At 39.6% G+C, this 946-nt stretch carries 1 protein-coding gene; it reads right to left on the bottom strand.

From position 1 onward, the window contains the following. Positions 1-290 precede the first annotated feature (290 nt). On the bottom strand, positions 291-946 hold a 656-nt coding region (locus B7C60_RS17875; protein ID WP_245868555.1), incomplete at its 5' end, for an AAA family ATPase.

Raw genomic sequence — 946 nt, 5'->3', positions numbered from 1 at the left:
GTGAATTCTAACGAGTTAATTTGAAGAGTCAAACACTTTTTCAAATTTTCTTTTTTAGAAGTTTTCCCTCCACTAACACTGTCTGAAGCCTTGCGGCGTCTGCCGTGTCAGTGAGGCGGCATTATAGGGAGTTTGGTTAGCTTGGCAAGTGCTAAAACGACAATTCTTATAAATTTAAGCTTAAACGCTCAAAAAAACAGCTAACCTGCCAAATTCCATAAAAAAGATGATAAAAACCGGAGATAAAAAGAGACTTAATTAGCTCCAACTAAGTCTCTTTTTTAACCGAATTACTGATGAGCGGTAATGTGTCCCTCTTTGACTTCTAAATAAATTGGCGTTCCCGGTACAAACTGCCCCGCTAAGATTGACTTCGCTAGCGGGTTTTCAACCGTTTGTTGAATTGCCCGTTTAAGTGGCCTTGCACCATAAACCGGATCAAACCCAACCTGAGCAATTAAATTTAACGCCTCATCATTAACGTTCAACTCATAATCTTTATCTGCTAAACGTTGACGTAAACGCTCAAGCTGAATAAGGGCTATCGATTTAATATGTTCTTTACCTAACGGATGGAACACAACACTTTCATCGATACGGTTTAAAAATTCAGGCCTGAAGTGTTTACTCACCACATCCATGACTTGCTCTTTCATCGCTTGATAATCCAAAGAAGCAAAATGCTCTTGAATTCTTGATGAACCAAGGTTAGAAGTCATAATCACCACAGTATTACGAAAATCGACCGTTCTTCCCTGTCCATCGGTTAAACGTCCATCGTCTAATACTTGTAATAAGATATTGAAAACATCAGGATGTGCCTTCTCAACCTCATCAAGTAAAAGAACAGAATAAGGTTTACGTCGTACAGCTTCAGTTAAATAGCCACCTTCTTCATAGCCAACATAACCTGGAGGTGCGCCAACTAACCGAGCTACCGAGTGTT

Origin of the sequence: Vibrio fujianensis (genome assembly GCF_002749895.1) — a bacterium.
GTDB classification, from domain to species: domain Bacteria; phylum Pseudomonadota; class Gammaproteobacteria; order Enterobacterales; family Vibrionaceae; genus Vibrio; species Vibrio fujianensis.
Note: the sequence above shows the minus strand (reverse complement) of the source record. Positions and strands in the feature narration are given on the sequence as shown.